We start from the raw sequence: 23,410 nt of genomic DNA, 5'->3' as shown, positions 1-23,410 counted from the left end.
CATGAAAAACTATACTTTACAAGACTTGCTTTTTGGGGAAGTGGAGTTCGAATATAACGGAGAAATAAAAAATTATAGTTTTGATGGTATCTCTATACCATTAATTCAACGTGATTATGCTCAAGGTAGAAAAAATGAAGAAATCATTAGGAACAGATTTATTACATCACTTTTTAATGCATTATCAAAGAATGAAATATTAGAGCTTGATTTTATTTATGGTTCCATATCAAAGTTAAATAATCTCAATTATTTTCAACCACTTGATGGTCAACAACGATTGACAACTCTTTATTTATTGAATTGGTACATTGCAAACACAGAGTTACATGGCAACGCTAGAGAAGATGTATTGAATAATCTTAAACGATTTTCTTATGAAACACGCACTAGCTCTACTTTATTCTGTCAAAAAATATGCACTATACATTTTACGGGGAACCCAAAGGATTATATAGTAAATTCATATTGGTTTCATGAAGAGTTTAAAAGTGATCCTACTGTGATTGCTATGCTGGAGATGTTAGGGAAAATTCACGACACGTATACGAAGCTAATTAAAACTGACGAAAAATATTTCAATAGATTATCTAATTTAAAATTTTATGTATTGCCGTTAGATGGATTTAATCTTTCTGATGAATTATATATTAAGATGAATGACAGAGGAAAACAGCTATCTCATTTTGAAAATTTTAAGGCAGATTTTATCAATTGGATGAAATCAGAAAAAAACAGGGAATATAATAAATTTAATGAATCTGTCAATTTTAAGCAAAAAAGCATGCCTTATTATCTTAAAATTGCTTCAAAATTGGATAATGCATGGTCTGATTATTTTTGGGAGAAGTCTATTGAAAACTCTAGTAGTTCAGAAATAGATTCATCTCAATTAGATACATACTTCCTGAAATTTATAAACAACTTTCTTCTAAGTGAATTTATAATAAAGAATGAATCAAAAGTAGAAGATACCGTTAGTTTTAACTTCTTGTATTCATCTCAAAGTAATATATATAATGACTGGAATAATTATGATAAATTATTTGATTTTGATATCGTTCTTCGATTAGAAATATTTTTAGATAAGCTTATTGAATTTAAAGATATATTAAAAAGAAATCTTGCTCCTTCTTGGAAATCAGATTTTAATTGGTTTGTAGACGATTTAGAAATAAGTCAAATAAATAGAATACTGTTTCATTCAATATATAAATATTTATTAAATAGCGATTTTAGTGAGCGTCGATTTAAAGAATGGATTAGAGTAGTTTGGAATATTATAGTTGACCCCGACATTAGAAGTATACTAGTGATGTTAAATGTAATTAGGGTTATTGATAGTATGAGTAGTTATTCTACTAATATTTTAGACAACTTAGTAGATAATTCTTTAGATGATGTTATTAATAATTTAAAAGATAATTTTTTACAAAATCAATTAATCGAAGAAAAAAATAAGGCAATTTTTATTCTAGGCCATGAAAATGAGCAAGAAGAAAGGTATAATGAAATTGTTAAAACTGAAAAACATGAATTGTTTCAAGGAAATATTAATTTCATACTAAAAGAAGTGCGAAACATTGAAGATTTGAAGCACAATAGGACGATTGCTAATAGTTTATTCAGTAAAGAAGGAGGTTTGAATGCGGTTGAAAATCAAAATCATGTATTGTTTAGATATGTCATCTCTCAATTTGAAACGCTTGATCAAATCACTGCCATTTATTATAGGGACGATTACGATTACTGGCAGTTATTATTAAGAAGAAAGGAATATATTGTTATTCAGAATATTATTTCAAGTCTTTTTAGTTACAAAGACATAAATGAAGTTAATCAACATCTTGTTTTTTCAATAAATAAAAAGTCAAGTATTGAAGATTATTCTCATTTGCATAACAGTTTATACTATGATAATGAATTTCATAAATGGTTCCAAAAGAGTGGTTTAGATGTTTTATGGTACTATTCTAATCATCTCTATATTAATAGATATCGATCTTCAAACGATAGAGTGTTGATCGATAATTTAAGAAATGAATTAATTAATAAGGTTGTAACGGAGCTAGATTTTGAATGTAATGCAAACTGTGGAGAAACCACTTTTTACAAAGGAAAAATGATTGATTGTGAAAAGAGACAAGATAATGGTGTGCATATTACCATAAAATTCTATGAGAATGATTTTATTGATGTTGGTATATGGAGTGGTCATAATTTACAATTAAAGGATTCAAATAAAGAAGAAGATTACTGGATAGAATGTCAAGAGTTTGAATATGAATCTTTAGACAATAACGAAGATTTGAATAGTGTTTATCAAAAAATAGTAGAAAATATTAAGATATTAAACCTAAAAACCAATTAACATGTCCTACGAATACTCAGAAGATCAATTGATAGAACAAGCTACAGAAGATGTACTGAAAGAGCTGGGTTGGCAAGTGGTAACGGCTTGGCAAAATGAATCCTTTGGTGAGGAAGGTTTGTTGGGGCGTGATAATAAAACAGAAGTAATTTTAGAGCGTCATTTATTGGCTGCTTTAAAGCGATATAATCCCGATTTACCCGATTTGGCTTACAAACGTGCGATTGAGAAGATCGGGCAGAGGATAGCTGGCCAAACTATTGCACAACATAACAAAGCGAAATATCAGCTCTTGAAAAATGGAGTTGAAGTTTCATTCATGAATTCTGAAGGCAAAGCACAGAAGAAAACCTTACGAGTTTTTGATTTCAACGACTATGAAAATAATGATTTCATAGCCGTTCGTCAGTTGGAAGTTACGGGCGAATTACACAACCGTAGACCAGATGTTGTTGGTTTTGTAAATGGAATTCCCTTAGTTTTTATAGAACTCAAATCACATGCGGTGGATTTGCGTTCGGCTTATGATGATAATTTCAAGGATTATAAAGACACCATTCCACATTTGTTTCACCACAATGCTTTTGTGATCCTTTCTAATGGAACTGACGCTAAAGTAGGAACGGTAACGAGTCCATACAAATACTTTTTGGACTGGAAACGTATTACAGAGGAAGCTGAAGGTGTGGTGAGCTTGGATACCATGCTGAGAGGAGTTTGTTCTAAACAGCACTTGATGGATATTTTCGAGAACTTCTTACTTTTTGATGAAAGCAGTGGTAATGTCGTCAAACTAATGGCGAAGAATCACCAGTTTATTGGAGTGAATCGTGTATTGGATAATGTCGAAAACATCGAAGATTTAGAAGGTAAATTAGGGGTTTATTGGCATACACAAGGTTCAGGGAAAACCTATTCTATGGTTTTCTTGTGTGAGAAAATACATCGAAAATTTGGTGGATCCTATACTTTTTTAATAGTTGTTGATCGTACCGAGCTTGAGAACCAAGCATATGATACATTCTCTGGAGTAGGCATTGTCAATAATAAGAATATAATAGCAGGAAAGAAGAGTGGTATTTCAGGACGTGAACATTTACGTGAATTGTTGAGCGAGAATCATCGTTATGTTTTCTCTTTGATTCATAAATTCTCGATAGATCCGGAAAAGGAAACCGAATATCCATTAATCACCGATCGTAAAAATATTATTGTAATTTCGGATGAAGCCCACCGTACTCAAGGTGGTAAATATGCTCGAAATATGCGTTTTTATGGTTTACCAAATGCGTCATATCTTGGATTTACTGGAACGCCAATTATTAAAGATGAAGAAGAGGTAACCAAGAATATATTTGGAGAATATGTGTCCGTTTATGATTTCAAACGCGCAATAGAAGATGAAGCGACGCTTCCATTAAAATATCTGAATAAAGGAGAACGCTTGAATATCGAAAATCCTGCTTTGGATGAGCAAATGGCTGAAATTCTAGAGAATGAAGATTTAGATGAAGATCAACAAAAGAAATTAGCTTATCTGTTCAAAAAAGAATATCCTATTCTTACCTCAGAATCACGTCTTCGTGCCATTGCCAAAGATTTAGTGTGGCATTTTAATGAACGTGGTTATCAAGGTAAAGCTATGTTTGTAGCTTTAGACAAACCTACTGCTGTGCGAATGTATGATTACGTAATGGAGTATTGGCCTGATTATCTATTGGAGTTGAAATCTCGAATAGATAAAGCAGAAGATATTCAAGAAGAACAAGAACTTCAACGTAAATACAAACAAGTAAGTGAAACTGAAGTTTGCGTGGTCGTAAGCTCGGAGCAAAATGAGGTAGATAAATTCAAGAAAATGAATTTGGATATCGAAAGTCACCGTCGCAAAATGGTAGAACGAAATTTAGAAAAGGAATTTAAAGATGAAGAGAATCCTTTCCGTTTAGCTATTGTTTGCGCCATGTGGATTACGGGATTTGATGCACCTTGTGTCTCTACGGTTTATTTAGACAAACCAATTAAAGGACATACTTTGATGCAAACCATCGCTCGTGCCAATCGTGTATATGATGATGAGAAGGAAAATGGTTTGATCGTCGATTATGGTAATGTTTACCAGCAATTAGAGAAGGCTTATGCTATCTATGGAGAAGGTGATAAGGGGAATAAATCTGGTGATAAAGAAGAAAAGCCTTTTGAACAATTAGAAGCTATGGGTAATGAGATCAAACAAGCAATTGATGAAGTTGTTAGTATGCTTTTAGAACTCAATTTTGATATTCAAACATTAATAGAAGCAAATTCGATGTCAAAAATAGCAGCCATTAATAATGGGGCAAATGCAATTTGTCGTAATGACGAGACAAGAGCTAAGTTTGAAATTTCAGCTCGTAATGTGTTTAGAAAGTACAAAGCTTTATTCCCTGAAAAACAGGCAAAGCAATTTGTGAAAGAATACAATGCGATTGATGCTTTATATAATAAACTGAATCAGAAAGTAAAATCAGCCGATGTCACAGAGGTCATTATGCGCTTGCAAGAAGTAGTGAATGAAAGTGTATCAATAGATGCAGTGTCTGAACCTGCTGATGTATATATTGATTTGTCGAAATTCAATATTGAAGCGCTTAAAAAAGCTTTTGAAAAACTACCACGTAAAAATGAGTTGGTTTACGATTTGAATAAAGCAGTGGAGCAAAAATTAGAACAAATGCTTCGTGAGAATCCATTGCGTTTAGAGTTTTACGAACGTTACAAAGAAATTGTTGAGGAATATAATAATGGTAAAACTGAAATTGAAGTTAAACGTAGTTTTGATCAATTAATGGAATTTTATCAGGACCTTTCAGCTGAGGATAAACGTGCATTTCAAGAAAATTTAGATCAGCCGACATTATCTATTTTTGATCTTTTGATAAAAGGAAAAAAGCTTACAGATGAAGAGAAGGAAACGGTTAAGAAAGTAGCAAAAGAAACACTAGAAATACTTCAAAAAGAAAAGCTTGATATCCCAAATTGGAAAGAAAGTCGTGAAATAAGATCAAGTGTAAAAACAACTATCTATGATAAACTTTTGTGGCTACCTGAAGAAAAGTATACAGATGAAGATGTAAGTTTGCGAAGCTTAGAGGTGTATCAGCATGTGTATTCATACTCTAATTTTTAAAACTTAAATTTATGTGTCAAGTTTATTCTGATGTCACGTTTTGTACCTGTTCTGATTTTAAAATCGATCAAGTTCAATCATTAAAAAAATACTGGGTTTTGTATCGTTTCAATGAAGCGTTAAACGTTGTAATTGTTGGCGAAATAATGTTAGATGATATGTTGAAAAAGTATAATCCAAACAATTTGGTTGACCTTGTGCTCAAAAAACTAAACGATAACACACTGTTTGATAAATCAATTGATTTTGAAGACAAAGATCGGTTACACGTTTCGCTTGAATTGAATCAAGTAAACTTAAACTATGGTTTTGAATTTGAAGACAATAGTTGGTCAGAAATTGAGTATGATTATTTTACTTGGGCAAGTTGTTATGAAGAAAAAAATGGAGGAGAGGTAAAGGTTTACTAATTCCTATAAATTATAAAACATGAGCCGATTAGCACGCTTAATCGGCTCATGTTTTTTTAATAGAGTTTTTTTCCTTTTAGAAAAACCTTATTTGCTGTAGAAATTCTTTTTTATTTATCAATCATTATTTTTTACTTTTGAAACTTAGCTTTAATCAATTGCATAAATGAAATACTCATTGACAATACTATTTTTCATTATTTTAAACTTCTCTTTCGCGCAAAATATAGAAAAATCAAAAATATATATTATTGGAACTGTACATAGCTCATCAACTATTTTGACGCCAGAAACACTTCTTAAAATATTAGATGAAATAAAACCTGAAATATTATTACAAGAAAGTGATAGTCATAACATGGCTATTTATTTTGATGATTTGGATCCAAATTCTAATGAAAGAAATGCATCGCTTAATTACATAAAAAAAAATCCTAAGACAGTAAACTTGTCTTTTGAATTTGAAGGTAGAAATTCCTACAGGAAAAATAATGGAATGACACCTACTGATGATCTAACAATTAATCTAATCGATAGTTTATATCATAAAAACTTATTAAGCGATGTAAATTCTGAAATTTATAAGAAATACAACGAAGCAAATAAGGTTTTAATTAAATATTTTAAATCTGATATAAAGACTTTAAATAGTATCGAATTTGAAGTTTTTAATAAATATAGACAACATCTACAGCATCATGAATTACCAAAAATAACTAACTCAGAAAAAATATTTTCAGAACGGTTTGTAACTAAACCAAATGGAGAAAAAATATCTTATAGAGAAGGATTTCAATTATGGTGTAAATTCTGGGACTTGAGAAATAATACTATGGCATCTAATATTATTAAAACAGTTTATGAAAATAAAGGTAAATCAATAGTAGTATTGACTGGTGCACAGCATAAATATTATTTAAAAGAATTATTAGAAAAATATTATGATGGAAATTATCAGTTAATTGAATATTTTGATAAAAAGTAAAGCAACAGATATATTCATTTTATATATAATTCTCAAATTAAAATAGTTGAAATTACGAATAAAACTAATCTAAGATGGCAATATCCAAAAAACTGTGTAAACATAAATTAAGGTGGGTTTAGTAACTCACCTTATTTATTTTATTAAATTTATAAAACACAGTTTATTATGAAAAAATCTGTAGCCCAATTCATCCAAGATCAAGGTCATTTAGAAGGGATCAAAACCCAAGAAGATCTAAGTAAATTATTAAAAGAATTGCATTCTGATTTATTAGAAGCCATGCTACAAGGCGAACTTGAAGCCCATTTAGGTTACTCAAAAAATGAGAAAAGTGACAATTCCAATGCACGTAATGGCACAACTTCAAAACGTTTAAAAAGCGAATATGGGGAATCTACAATAGAGGTTCCTCGAGATCGAGAAGGAAGTTTTGATCCAATTATTGTCCCAAAACATCAATCCAAATCAGTTTCTGTTGAAAATATGGTTATTTCGTTATACGCTAAAGGTCTAAGTGTTTCGGATATTGAGCAGGAACTTTACGAATTATACGGCTATAAACTCTCTACATCAGCAATATCCATCATTACTGATAAAGTAAATAGTCAAGTTTTGGATTGGCAAAATCGTCCTCTAGAATCTATTTATTGCATTGTTTGGATGGATGGCATTGTGTTTAAAGTTCGTCAAGGCGGAAAAGTAATCAATAAAACGATTTATCTAGCTGTTGGTTTAAACCGTGAAGGTCACAAAGAAATCCTTGGAATGTGGCTTGGAGAGAACGAATCTGCTGCTTTTTGGCAAGGTGTGATGACGGATTTAAAAGCGCGTGGCGTAGAAGATATTTTGGTTACAGTAACTGATAATTTAAACGGATTTACACAATCTATAACCAATATTTTCCCTCAAGCGAACACACAAATTTGCGTGGTTCACCAGATTAGAAACTCTGCTCGATACGTAGTCTGGAAGGATAAAAAAGAATTTACCTCAGACATGAAACTCATTTACAATGCGCCAAACAGAGAGATGGCTGCTTTAGAATTAGATCGTTTTGCAGAAAAATGGATTCAAAAATATCCCTACGCAATGCAATCTTGGAGAAATAATTGGGACGAATTAACTGTATTTTTTGACTTTCCTATTGAAATCAGAAAAATTATTTACACCACCAACCTTATCGAAAATTTGAATGGAAAAGTCCGAAAATATACCAAAAATAAACTAGTATTCCCAACAGATGACGCGCTCAAAAAGTCAGTTTATCTATCGTTAATGCAAATCTCAAAAAAATGGACACAACCAATTCATAATTGGGGAATAATTTTAAATCAATTTTTAACTATATTTGAAAAAAGGGTTCAACTATAAAAAAGTCAAACCCACCTGAAATATATTTACACAAAATTTTGGACAGTGTCTCTAAGATCAAGTCATCTCATTTCCTCTTATTCCTCACCAAATCAGTTACAACTCCCAAAATAATGACCACATCTTCATCTTGTAATTGAATGCAATTTTTGTATTTCGGATTAAGAGAAATCAGTTGTTTGTTGATGGCATCATAACGTTTGAACGTGTATTCGGAATTGTTGACTGATACCACAATATCATCATGATGTCTGGGTTCGATATCCGAACGAATGATAAGTAAATCACCTTTTAGGTATTCAGGATACATACTTTCGCCACCAACACGATTAAGATAAGTTGCTTCGGGATGATTCAGTAAAATTTCATCCAAACTAATATTATTTTGTACAAAATCAGCAGCAGGAGAGGGGAAACCTGCCGAAACATCACCAAAAAATTGAACAAATCGTTTTTCGCCATCTGTTTTGATAGGGATATTGATTAACTCTTCTGAGAATTTCGGAACTTGAATAAAATGTACCATTTAATAAACATTTAAAATATCTGTAAATCTTGTTGTGTAGCAAGGTGACAAACGTTCTTGCTTCATTTTCCATTTTCTACGCACATCTTGCGAAGCTAATTTAAGCATATGATCGCCATAATTCGCATTTAATTGATCCATTACACTCATCAAAGCTTTATGTTTTGGAGAATCTTCGTGAAATAAATTCATCTGTGCTTGATTATCGGGCGTAATAGCCGAAACGATAACGCCAGCTTTTTTATAATCAGGAACTTTGCCTTCGGTAGGCACCAATTTATCCAATAAAAATAAAGCAGATTTGGACAAAACAATGCTCGAATTCGAATCAAAATCTAAGGTTGTACTTAAAGAATTTGAAACAAAAGATTGTTTTTCATCAAAACGATTGGTCATCACAAAAACAGTAATAATGTTGCATTTTGATTGTTCTTTTCTAAGCTTTTCGGCACAAGAAACAGCAAAAGTAGAAACACGCTCTTTCAGATTTTCATAATCATTGATTGTTTTTTCAAAACTACGAGTAGTCGCAATTGATTTTTTGCGTTGAACTTCATCTAATTTTAAGACGCTTTCGCCTAATAATTCCTTTTTCAAACGCAATTCAACGATGGAGAAATTTCGTTTGATGTATTCATCACTCAATAATGTAAAATCATACGCATTTTTACAACCAATAAAAGCTAAACGTTTAGCTAAACGTCGCCCAATTCCCCAAATATCCTCACATTTTAACCATTTTAAGGCTTTGTCCATTTTCTCTTTCGAATCAATCATATAAACACCATTATGATGTTTAGGAAATTTCTTTGCTATTCGATTCGCCACTTTAGCTAAAGCCTTTGTAGGAGCAATACCAATACAAACAGGGATTTTGGTAATGGTATATATTTTTTGTTTAATTTCTTGGGCGTACTTTACCAAATCATAGTTATCAAAGCCTTTGAAAAGAAGAAAAGATTCATCAATCGAATAAATTTCAATATCAGGGCAATAGGATTTCAGAATAGTCATCACACGATTACTCATATCCGCATACAAAGCATAATTTGAAGAGAAAACATTGATTTTATTTAATCTAAAATTATTCTCGTATTCAAAAGCAGGAGCACCCATTGGAATTCCTAAATCTTTTGCTTCATTAGAACGTGCAATTACACAACCATCATTGTTAGAAAGTACTACAACAGGCTTTCCATTCAGCGTTGGATTAAAAACTCGTTCGCACGAAGCATAAAAATTATTGCAGTCAACTAAAGCATACATCATGTTACAAAGTTGAGCAAATAAAACGCTACAAGGTGTCGCGGAAAAGTGTTAAATATTATTCAAATAAACTCACTTGTCCATCTTCCCGTTGATAGCTGAAATCTGTAAATGGTACAATAGGTTTACAATTAAGCCAATTCATTAAATTTTCACCATCATTTAGGACTACTGGCATACGATGTTTAGTATTGTGGATATAATCCATAATGCCGACAGCTTCAGTCGTAACAATCGTAAACGTATCATCTGAATACAATCCTGCTAAACACATCAAATTGTTGTTGATTCCGATATCATATTTGATTTTGTCTTTGCCTTCGTGTCGCCATTCATAAAAGCCATCAACCAATATAACACAACGATTGGTGTAAGCATCTCGAAAAGATGGTTTTTCATCAATAGTTTCAATACGTGCGTTTAGTGTATTATTCGAATTAAAATCATTTCCAGCCCAATGCGGAACTAAACCCCATTCCAACAAATGAATAAAATCTTGTTGATTGGTTATCACAGGTAATTTCGGATGATCAAAACCTTTGAAATGAGGATTTGGCGTAAATGTTACCTCGGGTTTGAATTTTAATCTCGATTTCTTTTCAATCTGTTCTTTTGTTTTGGTAACTTTTACATGAAAACACATAGCATCTACTTTGGAATAAAGGTAATCATTTTCTATCTTTACATCATTAAAATAGTAATTACGTACGCGTAAGCTGTCGGAAATTGGTTCAAGAAAACTCGGAATCTTCATAAACCTAAATTCTTCGATGGGCTTACGCTCATGCCATATAGTGGCGTGGGCTGAGTCTTTCTGGGTTTAGGGTATCCGAGTACCTCTTGAACGGATTGTATTTAGTTTCACGCCATCTTTATTTATGGAATATCTACAAAAATTATCTGAACAAGGTAAAAGTCCTTTACAAGTTATTCATCTTATTTTCAATCGTATTTTGTTTGAAGAAAAAGATCAATCTTTAGAAAAACTAAATTATATTAAACTCAATCCTGATTTTGTAAACGAAGTAAAACTGTATCAAAAAACCAATGATATTGGAGTTAATAACCAATATCTACTTGATAAAATCAATAAATTTTTATTAATTGATAATACTTCCATCAAAACAGCAATAATATATTTGATTGTTAAATCTCCTAAATTAATGACGATTACAGAATATTTACTAATTCGTAATTCTTTAAATTTCGATTCGTTGGTTGCGTATACATTTAATGACTTTGAAAATTTCTTAAATCATAATAAACAAGATTATAGAATTAATATGTTTTTCTACTTTTATTTTCAAGATATTTATGATGTTCTCATAGAAAATGATCATATTTCTAAAGAAGAATATGATAAAAAAATAGAATACTTTTTGAATAAATCAGTTGAGTATTCTAATTTTCTTTAACACGATTTTAAAAATTATTTAGTTTTAATTTTAGCTGATCCATTAATCGATTATATTCAACTAAATCAATTTCTACAACATTTTTTTCTCCGTTAAATTTGCTCTTTTTTGCTTTATCTAATTCAAATATTTTAGATTTTATATCCTCAAAATTAATATTATTTTGAGGAGCTTCTTTTTGCGGTACAACACTTAAACTTTCTGCAATTTCTATCACTTTATGTGTATTAGAATTGGTTTGATTAATCATCTCAATCATCGTTTTATTGGTGTTAATATATTGAGTTTTTATTTCAAAAAGTGTAGGATTTAATCGTTTATTTATAAACTCACAATGAATTTTTGATATTGTTCTTTTGAGTTCAAAAATTTGTCTGTGCAAAGAAATATTTGCATCTCTTGGAGAAGTTTCGTTGTCAATAAAAAACTTAAAAATATCTTGAAAAAGATCATCATAAGTTGGATAATCATATAACCTTTTCATCTTAATAGCATGGTCTCTTATTGATTCATCTAATTTAAAAGTAACTAACTTATTTTTCATTTTACTACTTTGTTAACATTGTTAATACTATTGATATTTAATGTGTTATATTGTAAAGTAGTATTTTAAAGCATTTGCAAATACTACTTTTATTTTATAATAAACTGAAAATTAAGGAAATATGTAATTCAAATCGGTTACCCGCGATTACTGCTTGCTATTTCCTAATTTTACTAAAAATTCTAATTTTTGGCTATTTTTCAAAAATTATGAATTCATTTAAATCTTTATAATTTTTATAAAAAGATGAATTATCTTTTACTTTAGTTTTCAACTCGTTTTTTAAGAAATTTGTAGCAGATTTACCAGCTTCATCGTGATCAAAATAAGTCTGAATAGATTCATATTTATTTATCAATTCTATATTTTTTCTAAGCAAAGCAATTGAATTTAAAATCAAAAAATCGTAAAGAAATTCGTCCTTCGGAAATAAAAAAAGGTAACTGATGAAATCACTCCAACTTTCAAAAATTTTTAATTGATTTTGATTGTTTTTTATCAATGAAATATCTTTTTTTACTAAACACATTTTGACATATTTATTTCTAATTTCATATCCATTTTCATTGTTCGGAAATGCAATTGCGTAATATGTTTTCTGATTTAGTTTATAATGAATTTCTTTACAATATCGATTAACAATTTCCAAAGGCAATTTTCTTTCTTCTAAATATTGAACTAAAGGAAACGATGAAATTTCTTTCAATTTTAAAATTTCATATTCGTTTTTTATTTGATTTTTTTTGAATTGAAAATCATTTTGCTTTTGAAAAGAAAAAGAGTTCTCGTTAAAATATTTTAAAACTCCTTTTACATCTGTTTTCAAATAATATATAAAAAAATCAATATTTTTTCCTCCTAATCCGTTTCCATGATCAAACCAAATATCATATTTATAAATCTTCGAAATGTGAAATGATGGAGTAGATTCGTTTGGTCTAAATGGTGAAATTACCCATATTGACTTTTCTGTTTTTTTAATTGATTTTAACAAATATGTTTTTGTCAATATTTGTTCTAAATCAAGACTATTTATTTCATTAATATTCATAAAAAAAAGTTTAAAGTTGAATTTTAACCTACCTAACCTATTCAAGTCAATGTTAATCATGGTTACAGAGCTGTTTTTCAACCTGCTCAAACCTCTCCTTCTTATTCACTTTTTTCTTAAATGAATAGGTTGGAATAGGTTAATTTAATAAAGTTGCTCAAAATGAACCCTTATTAATAGAGGGTTTGAATAAGATGAATAGGTTGAATAGGTTGTTTTTAGATTTTTAAAAAATTTTGATAATAATCTGTGAACTTTATTTGATACATTTTCGTACGTTCAACACCGACTCGTTTTGATTTAAAACCAATATTGTTTAAAACTTTCCCTAATGAAACAGGGTTCTTATGTAAATAAACTTTTCTTAGTCCAAAACAAAGGTCAGTAGCTGTTATAAAATCATTTTCATTCTCACTTTCTTCAATAAATGATAGTAATTCTTCTTCCTCTTTAGAAAATGCCCTAAATCGCTTGTTTTTCTCTTCGTTGTAGTTTAATTCTTCTGAAGTAAGATATGGATTGAAATCGTAGTCTTTATAAGCTAAATGATAGGCTTGGCTCCAAACTTTATTAATATCAATTTTACTATAAGAAAAATCAAATGATTGAATTTCAAAAACCAACCAACGAACATTCGAATTATCTTTCAATATATGCGCTCTATTAGTTGAACCTAAGAAACTTGCTCTTCTAACGATTCGCTCAGATTTTTTAGCATACGGAAGTCGTTCATTAATCATTTCTTTTGAAATGAGTGATTTTACAAAATCTAAATCATTAGAAAGAAAATTTTGCATTTCGTCAAGGTTGATTATTAGGTTTGTAGCAACTTTAATGATAGAATCTTTATCATTACTAATGTTCTCAGTGATATAATCTTGAAGTGTAGGAGGACAGAGATATCTGATGAAACTTGTCTTACCAATATTCTGTTTTGGGCTATAGAAGATTATTGCATTTTTATTTACTATTTTTTTTTCACAAGCACATAAAATTGTTCTGACCAAAAATTTCTTGAATTGAAGTTTAAAAAAATCAACATCATTGTTTAATTCAATTTTTGAACATAAAGCATCTATATAATCTTTACCATCCCAATTTGGTAAATTATGAAAATAAAATTCAATAGGATTATAATGATCAATACTAGCTTTCAGATAAATTAATAGTTTATCGTAAGATACTTTAATTCCATTTTTCTCAATTTCAATAAATAACCTATCTACATTCAATTCATCCCAATTTTGAGAATTGATTGAAGTATATTCATAGGTTAAACTTATATTATTGAATCTTATAAGATATTTTGAATTAAGGAAATACTCTAGCTTATCGAATACAGAATTCGACATAACATTTTCATTCATAATGTTTCTGATTTTAAATGAAATGCCTTATATTTGCTTCACAGAATTTGAAACAACATAGCATTTGCTTTGTTAATGATATTAGAAGTGATTATTGGGGAATAATCACTTTTCTATTTTCTACTATTTGCATACTTTGAGGCTTCATTTTGCAATTGAAGTTTACTTTTCGACTTATTAGATAGTAGCCATTCATCTATTTCTTCTTTATCAAAAAATAAATGCTTTCCATTGGGTTTGGAATAGGGAATAATATTTCCTTGTACCATCTTGTAAATTGTCGATTTAGAATAGCCTGTATAATTTGCTAATTCGTCTGGGTTTAATACCTTCTTTTTATCAAGTAATAATGTTTCTATACTTAATAATTTTTCTAAAATTAAATTGTCCATTGGTATAATGTTTTTATGATTACACCAGTAAAACTACACTAACCGAAAAGTGGTAAAAGTTGGAACGGTTGGAATACCACTAAAATTTTTCAAATAATTTAACTATTTTATCATAATATCTTGAATTTGATTTATAACCTTTAGTGAATTGATCATAAGGATATATTTTATTATTCTTGGACTTTATAAAAAAAATTAAAAAATCATTTGTAATATCATTAAAAGTAATATTTTCATTCATTTCTAAATGATCATAGAATTCACGAAGAGCTGGAACTGTCATTTTAATCACTAAAGGTTTAATCAAGAAACTTTCTTTGAATTCCTTAAATTCCATATTTATATCTCCTAATAGATCATTATCAACAAAGAAATTGTAAATTTTTTTCAATTGTTCGTCAGTAAAAATAACTTTACATTTTTCTTTTAAGTTATTTGAAGTTTTACTATTCCGATTTGTTTTAACGTTATTTTCAGTATTTAAAATATTATAATGTTTTTCTAGTTGTATGTTTGTCTGAGTTGCTTTTAATATTTTTGAATTACCAATTTCATCAATATTAATTTGATTATGTTCTAGTGGGAATTTAATATTAATCCACCATGAAACTATTAGAAATGAGATATTAACTATCAAAAATAATATTATATCTAATTTATTCAACCCAGTATTCTTTATAAGTAATATTATAAATACAGAATTTGTAATTAAAAAAAGTAGAAAATGAAATAGTTTAATTCTTTCATTTTTTTGAGTAAAATGAAATTTACCTTCTTCTATAAAATTTCTTATTTTTTTATCAAAGATAAATTTATAATAAATAATAAAAGTTGTAATAATTATAACAGCAATTACTGACAATAGAATAATTTTTATCATAATTCTAAATTTAAAGTTGGTAATAAGTTTGATGCTTCTTTTAATCTTTTGTCAACGATTTTAGCGTAAATCTGTGTTGTACGAATATCTTTATGTCCTAAGACTTTCATAACGGTGTATAAATCTGCTCCAGCTTCTAATAATAGGGTTGCAGCTGTATGTCGAGCACAATGAAACGTAATATGTTTTGTAATTCCTGCTTTCATGCACCAACGTAATATTTCAGTATTAGTTCCTGTACCATAGTTTAGATTAACAAAGACTCTTGGATTCGCATAGTTTCGTTCAGCGAGAAGTTCTCGTGCTTGTTTACTAATGTACATATATTCTAAATCATCAGTTTTTTGTTGAGTAAAAAAGATTCGATGTTCATCATTTTCATCACGCACTTCATTCCAAGTTAGTTTGAAAACATCACTCCATCTTAAACCTGTTAAACAGCTAAAAAGAAATGCACGTTTTACGACTTCATATTTACAATCGGTAACAGCTAGACTTTGAAGTTCTTCAAAAGTTAAATATTCGCGTTGAGATTCTTTTTCTTCAAAAGGTTTTATTTTTAAGAGTTTATGATTTGTGATATAACCTTCTTCGTAAGCTTGTTTTATTGTTGCTCTAAATCTGTTGAAATAAGAATATTTTGAACCATGTTTTAAAGGTGTACCATGTTTGGTTTTTGCATCAACGTCTAAAAACCTTTTAAAACCATTTATAGAATCTATGGTTATTTCTGAAAGAGTAGTAGAAGGATGGAAGTATTGATCGATGTAACGTTTTACAGATTTCCAAGTTCCATAATTCGATAAATACGATGATCGATGTTCTTTTAATAGATCAAAATATTCATAAAGTGTAATATTCGCTTTTTCTCTATCTACCATACCAAACTTACCTTGTAGAAATTCTGTTTTTCGAATGGCTAATATATTTTCTGCTAATTCAAGATTTTCTTTATTTTTTTTCTTTTCATCAGCATTAGTTGGATTAGGATTAATATATAGTTTTAAATACTCAAATTCTCGGAGATGTTTTCTCTTCCCTTCTACAGTAGTTGTAGATCCTTTATAATATTCGAGATAAAGCGTAATTTTATTTTCTGAAATTTTTCTTTGTTTGAGCGTGATTTTCATAACGATTATATTTGATGGTGTACATTTGTACATCAAAATTTAAAAATTAAAATAATTGGTGTACAATTGGTGTAAGAAAAGGAATAACAACATCCTTTTAACTACCACCAAATATAAAAACAAAAAACCTAACAATCACTATATTAAGTAGTTGTTAGGTTTTTGTTATCCGTTATTATCCGATTTATTTCCCGATACAAAAAATGAAAAGTATCTAATAATAAGATTTTAAAATTAAAAGGTACAAATAGGGTACAAAATTGATTAAAACAGAACAATAATCAACATATATCAGAAAATATTTTTAGTAGATTCTTTCTGATATTTCTTGTTAAATATAAGCAATTTAATATTTCGTAACTTTATCTAAAGTAGAGATATTTAGATAATGGCTAACGGATTTAAAACTGGAGGAAGAAAAAAAGGTGTTGAGAACAAAGTAACATCTGATATTAGAGAAAAATTTAATCAATTGCTTACTGATAATCTTGAAACCATTTCTGATGATTTAAAAGAGCTTTCTCCTAAAGATAGAATCAACGCATTACTACAATTATCTAAATTCGTAATACCTCAGCTAAAATCTACTGAAATTAATCAAGTAAATCCAATTGAATCTCCTAAGATTAATATAATTCATTTAGGAAGTGGAGAAGAGCCATTACAAACAGAAAATGAAATAAACATCTGTTTTACAGAAGGGACTAACAGAAAAGAATAATTTTAAATTACGGTTTTCCATAATATAGATTATTGATTTTTTATTAATTTCGTAGATTACTAATATTTAGAATTTTACTTTATGAAAAACAAACTTTTACTTTTATCAACTTTATTAATTAGCACAACTTCATATTGTCAATTAGATACAATTTATTCTAACAATGAAAGATTGGCTGTAAATGTCAAAGAAATTACAGAAGATGCAGTAAAATATACTTATCCGAATGAAGATTTAATCAATACTTCTTATAAAAATACAATTCAAAAAATAGTTCTTAAAAGTGGTCGAGTTCAGATTTTTAATGAAGGTTCAGCATTTAATAAAGTAAACTCAATTCAAGATTTTGAAAAAGTAACAATTTCAAATGTAGAATCAGAAGTTAAAGGTTTATTCAAACTTGCTGATATAGGTGCAAAAGCAAAAGGAGGAAGTACTTTTTCGAGTATGGAGAAAGTAAGAAATAGAGCCTATAATAAAATTAAAATTCAAGCAGCTATGATGGGTGCAAATGTTATTTATTTAGCTCATCAAAATACAGAAGGCAATAAAATGGGAGGATATTGGCAAGCAGGTAGTACAACTGAAACGATTTTAACTGGTGTTGCATATTCAAACTCCGTTTTAGATAATAACGCTTTCAAATCTAAGTTATCTGATAAGACTACTTTTAGTGTTGTAAAGGAATATAGATTAGGTACAAGTAGTATGGAATATTCTGAATCAAATGTTCAAAAAACGTTTACGATAAATGAAATTTTAAAAGAAAATTCAGGTATCTATATTTTAGGGAATTTAGATAAGAAAGAGATTAAGTTTAGAGTAGCTTATTTTACTGAAGATGCTTTTTTTCTTTATTATAAGGATAAAAGTGATGCGAATTATCAATATGAAGTAAAATTCTAATTTATGGAAGATAATTTTATAGTATATTTAATGATATGGGTAGTTGTATCTGTAATTGTAGGTGTAATTTCAGCTGATAAAAAAATTGGTTTTTTGGGTGGTTTTATGTTGTCAATAGTTTTAAGTCCTTTAATTGGATTTATAGTTGTGTTATTGTCAAAATCTTTAGAACAAGAGAATAGAGAAAAGGAACTATTAGAGAGCAATAAAGAACAAACTCGATTATTAGCTGAAAAATCAAATAATAATGTTATTAGTATCGCAGATGAAATTGAGAAATTAGTTTCATTGAAAGATAAAGGATTATTAACAGAAGAAGAGTTTAAACAAGCAAAACGAAGTTTAATAAATAAAAATTAAGATTATGAAATACTTTTATTTTTTTATTTTTTTGTTATCAATATTTTCTTGTAATGAAACAAATAGTAAGGATAAAATCATTAAAGAAAAAACGCTACAAGAAGTTATTCAAGCTGAAAAAGATAGTATAATAAAAGACTCTATTAATACTTTATCAATAATACAAAACTTGAAAATCAATAAAGCAGTAAATGTTGATAGTATTAAAGTACAATTAATAGAAAAATCAAAATTTGTAAATAAATTAAAAACGGATTTTGAACATACAAGTTATACTACATATTTTAGAGAACATACTGCTGAAAAAGATGAAAGAATACTTTATTTAAAAATAAAGCTTTCTACTGATGTAAAACCAATTAATCCTGAAAACTTTTTTCCTAAAATAAATGTTTTTGAATATTTGAATAAGAAGAATAATATTCAATTTTATGGAGATATGTCTTATTCTTTAATTAATAAAACTGATTTGAACATTGTTTATCTAGAACAAATTTTTAATTATAAAAACTCTCAAAATTTCATCTGTTTTATTAAAATTCCAAAGGATAGAAAAGGTAAGTTAATTATAACAGCAGATAACGGACATAAGTTTAATAATTCTAAAGTTATTGATACAATAGAGAATTAAATTATTAGATTCTCAAATTCAGATAATCTATTAAAAGCAAAAGCCATTAAATGAATAAAAATTTAAATTAATTATTTTTATTTTTAGTAATATTGCATTTTTAATTATTAATGGAAGAAATAATAAATCAATCATATAATTATGAGTTAATCGAGAGCTCTGATAAAAGGGTAGTGTATAATTTTACGAGTAAAGGAGAAAAAGATATTATAAAAAGAGTTTTTTTTGATAAAATTTTTGAAAATTCAACAATTTATAATTTATCTTTTGGAAATGTTGTTATTACTGAAGAAGGTGAAGATATAACAGATAAGTCTAGAGATAATAATTCTGATGTTAATAAAGTTTTAAGTACAGTATTTAGTTGTACTATTGATTTTCTATCTAGGTATTCTAATTCAAGGGTTATATTATGGGGGAATACAGAATCGAAAAATAGACTATATAAAATGTCTATATCTAATAATTTAAAAGATTTTAATGGATATTTAAAAGTTTATGGTTGTATTTTTAATAACATGGAGTTAAATTATGATAATGAAGGTTTTAAGACACCTAATTTTGAAAATTTTAGTTTTAGTGATATAATAAGTTATAATTATGATAAAAATAATTCAAAAGATTATAACTTTGTCTTAATAAATGTAGACGATTTAAAATAAAACATTATATTTGATTATTAAAAATTTAGTTTTATGGATTTATTAAAAGAATTAATTGAAAAATCTAATAAAAAGACTGTGAAAATTAATGATAATTCAACCAATATTAAAAATTCAGTTGGTACGAAAAAAATGGAGGTCATTAATAAAATTATTAGTACAGATAAACTACGTGCTGAAGATGCAATTAAAAAACTTGAATTAATAAAATAATACAAACCTCATCAGAATTAATTGATGAGGTTTTTTAAAAACATACATTTTTTACATTATCTACATTAATTTAGATTTCGGAATGTTTTCCAATCGTAATTGGTTAAAATATCTGCTAAATCAATTCCTTTCTCTTTTTGCTTATCAGTAGCCAACTGCTCTAACATTTCAGAAACATCAAAAGTTGAATTTGGTAATTGTTCTTGAATTTTCTCAGCTCTTTCTTTCCATTCGTTGAAAGTTATACCATCTTTAGAAGTATCAGGAAATAAAACTACTTTTCTATTTTTTAGGGCTTTACATTTAGCATAGTTCAAACTTGATTTATTGTAAACTGCTAACCAAAGATAATTATTAGGGTTATCAGGTAAACCAAAGTAAATAGAGCCAATTAGAGCTGTTTTAGGAGCTTCTACTAATGCAATTGGATTATGAGGGTATTTGTTTAATAAATGTTCTCCAAATAAGCATCTAACCTTAGAATCATTTAATTCATAATCTTCAATCCATTGAGGTAAATCTATCTTTTCCTTATCATATTTTTTCGATAGAATTGTATGTATATAATTTATATTGATTGTATTGTTCGCAATGTTGAATTTCTTACATTGTATTGCATTAACCTTTTGATTAATATCTATAAATGGAAAAGTAATTGCTCCTCTCATATATCCTTCTGTAATTGTGCCTAATTGATACAATTCGATTAATTGATAAACCTCATCATAATTAAATGGATAAGTTAAGTTGCAAAGTAAATTTTGAATAAACGTATTACAATCATAATCCGATTTAGTTTCATCTAAAACGTGTTGAGGTATATAATAGTTTACTATTGGTTTTACTTGCTGAACGTTGTAATAATTGTAATTAAAACTATAATCATTCCCTTTCAAATGGTATTTATCTGTATAAGGATTCAAATAATAACCGCATTTAGATTCCCTATCACAACGACCATATTCTAAAGGTAAAACCTCTCCAGTTTCTGTATCAACATATCTTCTGTAAGTTCTCTTTTCGTTACAAGAAGGGCAAGATTCTTTCTTACCCTTCATAAATTGAAATCTATAATTACTCATTAGAAAGGACATTCTTTATTAAATTCAACATATACCATATTACCTGCTGAAGTACGTTTGATTTCAATATTTAAAGCATCTAATCGATTCTTGAAATTTTTAGAATTAACAGATGAAAAACCACCTTCTGAACAAAATTCTCTATATCTTTTATATAACTCAGATATTAATATCGGCTTATCCGTTGTTTTCTTGTAATCTTCATCAATAAACATTGCAACTGAATCAGATTCTAATTTGAATTGCTTAAGCATTTCATTTACTTCATCTACTTGCGTAAACCCTTGTTGTTCAATTAATCTTTCTAAACCTTCTAAAGCCCAATTTAAAATACCTGATAATTCATTGTCAATGATTTGGGTATGTAAACTTTTATCTTGTTCTTCTTCAGGAATAGTTACGTTAAAAGGAACAATGATAAACCTTCTGAAAAATCCTTTAGTTTGTTCAGTTTCTTTAGGTAGTTCATTACAATTGAATAAAAATTTAGCATAATTACTCATAATAAATGGTTCTCCATAAGGTAAACGAGCTTCAACTTCTTCTCCTGATGCCAATTGTTTAAAAATAGTTGGATTCATCTTAGAACTTATTTCAGGTGCGTAATTTAATAGTACATTTTCTAATTTTGCTCTTTGATAACCAGTTTCATTTGTTAGCGATTGTAAGCTATAAGATGTAATATTTTCTTTTCCTATCAATGCAGTAATCACTTCATAAAATACAGATTTTCCATTTGCACCTGAGCCATATAACAACATTACTTTTTCAATCTTTAATAACGAATTACCATTCTTTAAAAAGATACTTCCAATATATTCAGCTAATAGTTTTTGAACATCTTTATTTGGTAAAACTTTATCCAAATAATTATTAAACAAAGGACTTTTAGCATCTTTATCATAATTGAAATTCAATTGATAAGTAAGAAAATCATTCTGATTGAAATCTCTAAGAAACTTCTTTTTACCTGATAATTCAAAAGTGCCATTCTTTAAATTAATGAGAACTTTGTTCGCATCTTGTTGAGGTGCTTTATAATAACTATCTGCTAAAAATTGTTTGTGTAATTCATCTATTGTTCTATGATACTTTGCATCATATTTTTCAACTCCAAATTTTAAAGCTACATTTTTAAGAAAGTTTTGAAATTCTTCTTTTTCAACTTTTTGCCAAAAATTACCATTGTAAGCATATATATTACCATTGTGTTTGGATAGTCCGAATCGATTTTTTTTGATGAGTTTTTTAAGTTCATCAATAGAAACCATTACATAATGCTTTTGTAATAATTTACATTTTTTAATTAATTCTTTAACCTTTTTATAATCTGGAGAATCAACTTCTAAAACTTTTAAATGCTCTTCATAATCCTTTAATTTTGGAAAAACAATTGCTTTAAAATCTATTGGTTTAATCTCTTTCAATATCTCTTCATACAACTGAGAATGTTCAATTGCTGGAGTAATTTTGTGCTTATTAACGCCTGAAACAATAGTGCTTATTATATTATTCGTATCTTTAGGTAAATCCGAAGGAGCAAAGTTTAATTCAGATTCTAAGTTTGCCAAATTATTTGTTTTATTAACTTCCATTAGTTTGAGCCTTTTTTAGTTAATAAATACTGATTAGCTTGCTCCTCGATTTCTTGAAAAGATAACTTTTTACCTTGCTTCAAATATTCAATGATTTCACTTTTTAGATAGTAGTTTTTACCTAATCTTTTCATTGAAGGAATTTCTCCGTTAGAAGTTTTTGTTCTAATTGTCCCAATTGTAACTTTTAATAATTGAGCAACTTCATTTGCATCAAGAATTATTTCTTCATCTGAAATGATTGGTTGATTGAATCGAGCCGATTCTTTTAATTGTTTTTCTAATCCATTCATTTTCTCTAATAATAATGACATTGCATTCGGCAATTCATTAAAAGTAATTGTTTGTAAATCCATATTT

The 23,410-nt window shown here is 28.2% G+C and carries 24 protein-coding genes; 12 read left to right on the top strand and 12 right to left on the bottom strand.

Annotated features, from left to right (window positions below):
* Position 1: 1 nt before the first annotated feature.
* The 5 genes from ACTS9J_RS10540 to ACTS9J_RS10520 all read left to right on the top strand — a co-directional run bounded on the left by ACTS9J_RS10540 (position 2) and on the right by ACTS9J_RS10520 (position 8,309).
* Positions 2-2,371, top strand: coding sequence for a DUF262 domain-containing protein (locus ACTS9J_RS10540; RefSeq protein ID WP_286476334.1), 2,370 nt, complete (start codon positions 2-4; stop codon positions 2,369-2,371).
* Position 2,372: 1 nt separating this feature from the next.
* A complete protein-coding gene (locus ACTS9J_RS10535) occupies positions 2,373-5,540 on the top strand; it encodes a type I restriction endonuclease subunit R (protein ID WP_286476336.1) in 3,168 nt (1,055 codons plus the stop codon).
* Positions 5,541-5,551: 11 nt separating this feature from the next.
* Positions 5,552-5,950 carry a hypothetical protein gene (locus ACTS9J_RS10530; protein ID WP_221854658.1) on the top strand — a complete coding sequence of 133 codons (399 nt, stop codon included), beginning with the start codon at positions 5,552-5,554 and terminating at the stop codon, positions 5,948-5,950.
* A gap of 166 nt (positions 5,951-6,116) precedes the next feature.
* Complete coding sequence (locus tag ACTS9J_RS10525) at positions 6,117-6,935, top strand: hypothetical protein (protein WP_221854659.1); 819 nt, start codon at positions 6,117-6,119, stop codon at positions 6,933-6,935.
* Positions 6,936-7,103: 168 nt separating this feature from the next.
* Positions 7,104-8,309 (top strand): IS256 family transposase, encoded by a 1,206-nt coding sequence (locus ACTS9J_RS10520; protein ID WP_219035089.1) that lies wholly within the window; start codon positions 7,104-7,106, stop codon positions 8,307-8,309.
* A gap of 67 nt (positions 8,310-8,376) precedes the next feature.
* Here ACTS9J_RS10520 and ACTS9J_RS10515 read toward each other — a convergent pair whose 3' ends face one another.
* The 3 genes from ACTS9J_RS10515 to ACTS9J_RS10505 are packed head-to-tail and all read right to left on the bottom strand — an operon-like array spanning position 8,377 to position 10,855.
* Positions 8,377-8,835, bottom strand: coding sequence for a LexA family protein (locus tag ACTS9J_RS10515; RefSeq protein WP_286476340.1), 459 nt, complete (start codon positions 8,833-8,835; stop codon positions 8,377-8,379).
* Positions 8,836-10,104 carry a Y-family DNA polymerase gene (locus ACTS9J_RS10510; RefSeq protein ID WP_448353213.1) on the bottom strand — a complete coding sequence of 423 codons (1,269 nt, stop codon included), beginning with the start codon at positions 10,102-10,104 and terminating at the stop codon, positions 8,836-8,838.
* 55 nt (positions 10,105-10,159) lie between these two features.
* Positions 10,160-10,855 carry an SOS response-associated peptidase gene (locus ACTS9J_RS10505; protein ID WP_448353212.1) on the bottom strand — a complete coding sequence of 232 codons (696 nt, stop codon included), beginning with the start codon at positions 10,853-10,855 and terminating at the stop codon, positions 10,160-10,162.
* Positions 10,856-10,979: 124 nt separating this feature from the next.
* Here ACTS9J_RS10505 and ACTS9J_RS10500 point away from each other — a divergent pair, with 124 nt between their 5' ends.
* Positions 10,980-11,516 carry a hypothetical protein gene (locus ACTS9J_RS10500; protein WP_448353211.1) on the top strand — a complete coding sequence of 179 codons (537 nt, stop codon included), beginning with the start codon at positions 10,980-10,982 and terminating at the stop codon, positions 11,514-11,516.
* Between the two features lie 7 nt (positions 11,517-11,523).
* On the opposite strand, the gene ACTS9J_RS10495 is transcribed toward ACTS9J_RS10500, so the two are convergent.
* The 6 genes from ACTS9J_RS10495 to ACTS9J_RS10470 form a co-directional block, all read right to left on the bottom strand.
* The gene (locus ACTS9J_RS10495; RefSeq protein WP_225542508.1) at positions 11,524-12,060 is read right to left on the bottom strand and encodes a hypothetical protein; all 537 of its coding nucleotides are present in this window, start codon (positions 12,058-12,060) and stop codon (positions 11,524-11,526) included.
* 193 nt (positions 12,061-12,253) lie between these two features.
* The gene (locus ACTS9J_RS10490; protein WP_286500666.1) at positions 12,254-13,111 is read right to left on the bottom strand and encodes a toprim domain-containing protein; all 858 of its coding nucleotides are present in this window, start codon (positions 13,109-13,111) and stop codon (positions 12,254-12,256) included.
* Positions 13,112-13,329: 218 nt separating this feature from the next.
* Positions 13,330-14,478 (bottom strand): VapE domain-containing protein, encoded by a 1,149-nt coding sequence (locus ACTS9J_RS10485; protein WP_286500665.1) that lies wholly within the window; start codon positions 14,476-14,478, stop codon positions 13,330-13,332.
* A gap of 113 nt (positions 14,479-14,591) precedes the next feature.
* Complete coding sequence (locus tag ACTS9J_RS10480) at positions 14,592-14,870, bottom strand: helix-turn-helix transcriptional regulator (RefSeq protein WP_284583556.1); 279 nt, start codon at positions 14,868-14,870, stop codon at positions 14,592-14,594.
* A gap of 79 nt (positions 14,871-14,949) precedes the next feature.
* Complete coding sequence (locus ACTS9J_RS10475) at positions 14,950-15,750, bottom strand: hypothetical protein (RefSeq protein WP_286500663.1); 801 nt, start codon at positions 15,748-15,750, stop codon at positions 14,950-14,952.
* Positions 15,747-16,880 carry a tyrosine-type recombinase/integrase gene (locus ACTS9J_RS10470; RefSeq protein WP_448353210.1) on the bottom strand — a complete coding sequence of 378 codons (1,134 nt, stop codon included), beginning with the start codon at positions 16,878-16,880 and terminating at the stop codon, positions 15,747-15,749. The genes ACTS9J_RS10475 and ACTS9J_RS10470 overlap by 4 nt, the downstream gene beginning before the upstream one ends.
* A 388-nt stretch (positions 16,881-17,268) precedes the next feature.
* Here ACTS9J_RS10470 and ACTS9J_RS10465 point away from each other — a divergent pair, with 388 nt between their 5' ends.
* The 6 genes from ACTS9J_RS10465 (at position 17,269) to ACTS9J_RS10440 (ending at position 20,373) form a co-directional block, all read left to right on the top strand.
* Positions 17,269-17,601 carry a hypothetical protein gene (locus ACTS9J_RS10465; protein WP_125350794.1) on the top strand — a complete coding sequence of 111 codons (333 nt, stop codon included), beginning with the start codon at positions 17,269-17,271 and terminating at the stop codon, positions 17,599-17,601.
* An 81-nt stretch (positions 17,602-17,682) separates the two neighbouring features.
* The gene (locus ACTS9J_RS10460) at positions 17,683-18,507 is read left to right on the top strand and encodes a hypothetical protein (RefSeq protein ID WP_448353209.1); all 825 of its coding nucleotides are present in this window, start codon (positions 17,683-17,685) and stop codon (positions 18,505-18,507) included.
* A gap of 3 nt (positions 18,508-18,510) precedes the next feature.
* Positions 18,511-18,867 (top strand): SHOCT domain-containing protein, encoded by a 357-nt coding sequence (locus ACTS9J_RS10455; protein WP_448353208.1) that lies wholly within the window; start codon positions 18,511-18,513, stop codon positions 18,865-18,867.
* A 4-nt stretch (positions 18,868-18,871) separates the two neighbouring features.
* Positions 18,872-19,498 (top strand): hypothetical protein, encoded by a 627-nt coding sequence (locus tag ACTS9J_RS10450; RefSeq protein ID WP_448353207.1) that lies wholly within the window; start codon positions 18,872-18,874, stop codon positions 19,496-19,498.
* A gap of 110 nt (positions 19,499-19,608) precedes the next feature.
* On the top strand, positions 19,609-20,160 hold the full coding sequence (locus ACTS9J_RS10445; protein ID WP_448353206.1) for a DUF6934 family protein: 552 nt from the start codon (positions 19,609-19,611) through the stop codon (positions 20,158-20,160).
* Between the two features lie 33 nt (positions 20,161-20,193).
* Positions 20,194-20,373 (top strand): hypothetical protein, encoded by a 180-nt coding sequence (locus ACTS9J_RS10440; RefSeq protein WP_448353205.1) that lies wholly within the window; start codon positions 20,194-20,196, stop codon positions 20,371-20,373.
* A 65-nt stretch (positions 20,374-20,438) separates the two neighbouring features.
* On the opposite strand, the gene ACTS9J_RS10435 is transcribed toward ACTS9J_RS10440, so the two are convergent.
* The 3 genes from ACTS9J_RS10435 to ACTS9J_RS10425 are packed head-to-tail and all read right to left on the bottom strand — an operon-like array spanning position 20,439 to position 23,406.
* Complete coding sequence (locus ACTS9J_RS10435; protein WP_448353204.1) at positions 20,439-21,455, bottom strand: DUF6371 domain-containing protein; 1,017 nt, start codon at positions 21,453-21,455, stop codon at positions 20,439-20,441.
* Positions 21,455-23,050, bottom strand: coding sequence for a DNA primase family protein (locus ACTS9J_RS10430; protein ID WP_448353203.1), 1,596 nt, complete (start codon positions 23,048-23,050; stop codon positions 21,455-21,457). Before ACTS9J_RS10430 ends, ACTS9J_RS10435 begins: the two co-directional genes overlap by 1 nt.
* Entirely contained in the window at positions 23,050-23,406 is a 357-nt protein-coding gene (locus ACTS9J_RS10425) for a helix-turn-helix domain-containing protein (RefSeq protein ID WP_448353202.1), read from the bottom strand. The genes ACTS9J_RS10430 and ACTS9J_RS10425 overlap by 1 nt, the downstream gene beginning before the upstream one ends.
* Positions 23,407-23,410: the final 4 nt, after the last annotated feature.

The organism is Empedobacter sp. ULE_I140, assembly GCF_053482575.1.
The sequence above is the reverse complement of the archived record's forward strand: the minus strand, read 5'-3'. Positions and strand labels throughout refer to the sequence as shown.